This window comes from Synechococcus sp. R6-10 (assembly GCF_047461815.1).
Lineage (GTDB): Bacteria > Cyanobacteriota > Cyanobacteriia > Thermostichales > Thermostichaceae > Thermostichus.
The window spans coordinates 1-2048 of record NZ_JANSHW010000422.1 but is presented as its reverse complement, the minus strand read 5'-3'; the positions used below and the strand labels follow the sequence as shown (position 1 = coordinate 2048).

General features: G+C 56.6%; 1 protein-coding gene and 1 pseudogene. One reads left to right on the top strand and one right to left on the bottom strand.

From position 1 onward, the window contains the following. Positions 1-555: pseudogene (locus NW837_RS11585) on the bottom strand (hypothetical protein); the annotation flags it as partial. Between the two features lie 322 nt (positions 556-877). Between NW837_RS11585 and gshA the strand changes: the two are divergent. Further along, complete coding sequence (gene gshA / locus NW837_RS11580) at positions 878-2032, top strand: glutamate--cysteine ligase (protein ID WP_414331664.1); 1155 nt, start codon at positions 878-880, stop codon at positions 2030-2032. The last annotated feature ends 16 nt before the right edge of the window (positions 2033-2048 follow it).

Below are 2048 nucleotides of genomic sequence, written 5' to 3'. Positions count from 1 at the left end.
GAGCATCAGCAGGGGACGGCCCCCGTGAATTGACCAGTAGAGAAAACCCAGTAGGCTGGCCATAAACAAAGATTCGCTGTAGCCCACGACCAGGTAAAAGCTGGTGGGATAAAAGAAGATGAGCAAACTGGCCAAAATTTGCCAGAGGGGGGGAATTTGCCACCTGCGGTAAAGCAGGAAAAGGTAAACCCACATCAGCCAGCAAAAGAGCTGGGCGGTGAGGTAGAGCCCCAGTTCAGGGTCAACTCCCACAAGGTGACTGATTGCGGCCACTGCCAGGGGATAGCCGGGGAAAAAAGCTACGTTGCTCTGCTCGTAGGCAATCTTGTCGAAACCCACAAACTGGTACCCCCGCCGCACAATGCTGAGATACCAATAGCTATCCCGCTGACTCAGGGCTGTGAAGGCAGAAGCATAGTCGCTCTCCTCACTCCAGAACGGGATCATGAAGATCTGCAGCACCGTCAAGGCCAAGCTGGGCAACAAGATTTGCCCTAAAAAAGGGGCAAGATGCTGCCGACCTCGCTGCAACAGATGACTGAGAGGAAAGCTCATCGCTGAATCTTTAAAGACGGAGATGTCACTTCGATTTCTTCTTGGTAATCATCTTGGTAATCATCGGCAAGGTTCACCTGCCAGAGGTCGTAGTTCCTTTTTGATCTCCACCCTAAGGCCCTGTGGATTCCTTGCCAAAGTCTAGGACTTTTGAGATACCGCTTGGTTCAATTGACACCCTCTAAGAGTGTAAATATTATAAAACGGCTCTAGAACAGGTCGAGAAACTTCCCCACCATCGGCCAATTCCCTGCCAAACCCCAGGACAATGAGGGGAGAAGAGAAAGGTTAGACTGGTGAGGCTGCGGCTGGAGGCTGGCCTGTGCTGTTGACCAAGGGCTTTGAGGTGGAAATGTACACCGGCACCGCCGCCGGGGAAGTGGTGGGTCTATCGGATCGCATTTGCCAAGCTTTGCCAGGGTTTGTGCGGGAGCCGGATCGGCGCAACGTGGAGTATATCACCCCTCCCCTTCGCCGCTACGAAGACCTGCTCTGTGCCTTGTTGCGACCTCGCCTACAGTTGCGGCAATTTTTGCGCCGTCTTGGCCCTTACACCCTTCTGCCAGGGAGCACGCTAGCTTTGGGCGGCAGCGACCACTTCGAGCGGTCGGATCCCGGCAACCCCTACCACGACTACATCGAGCGCACCTACGGCACGCGGGTGGTAACCGCCAGCATTCACATCAATGTCGGCCTGCCGGATACCGAGGCTATCTTCCGGGCCTGTCGCCTGCTGCGAGCGGAAGCATCTCTCTACCTAGCTCTGAGCGCTTCCTCTCCTTTTCTGGACGGACGGGTGACGGGATCCCACTCCAGCCGTTGGCAGGTGTTCCCCAAAACGCCGGCTCAGGTGCCCTTCTTCCGGGATCACGCCCACTACATTGCCTGGATCCAGGAGCAGCTAGCCTTGGGCACAATGCAGAATGTGCGCCACCTGTGGGCCTCGGTGCGACCCAACGGCCCGGAGCGGCCCTACCACCTCAACCGCGTGGAGCTGCGCATTTGCGATCTGGTGGGGGATCCGGTGATGGTTCTGGCCATTACCGCCTTGGTGGAAGCCCGTCTCTGGCAGTTGCTGGCCCAGCCGGAAGCGCTGGATCCCTTGCGGGGGCCCTTTACCCCAACAGAGCTGGAGAGCCTTTGCGAAGCCAACGAGCAGGCTGCTGCTCGAGAATCGCTGCAATCTCGTTTGGTCGATTGGCGGACAGGCCGGGAACGGGCGGCCCAAGAGTGGATCGAAGAGCTGCTGACCGAAGCTTGGCGTATTGGCCAACCTCAAGGCTTGGGCTGTTTTCTAGCTCCCTTGCAAACCCTGCTCCACCAGGGCAATGAGGCCCAACGCTGGCTGAAGCAAGTCAACCAGGGATCCACACCTGCCCAGGTGTACCAACAGGCCATCCAGGAGCTGGCCGAACAAGACCGAGAGAGCATGACTCTAGTCAATAATAAGCTCAACTATACTGAAAATAATGTATAATATGTTCAGTACGGAT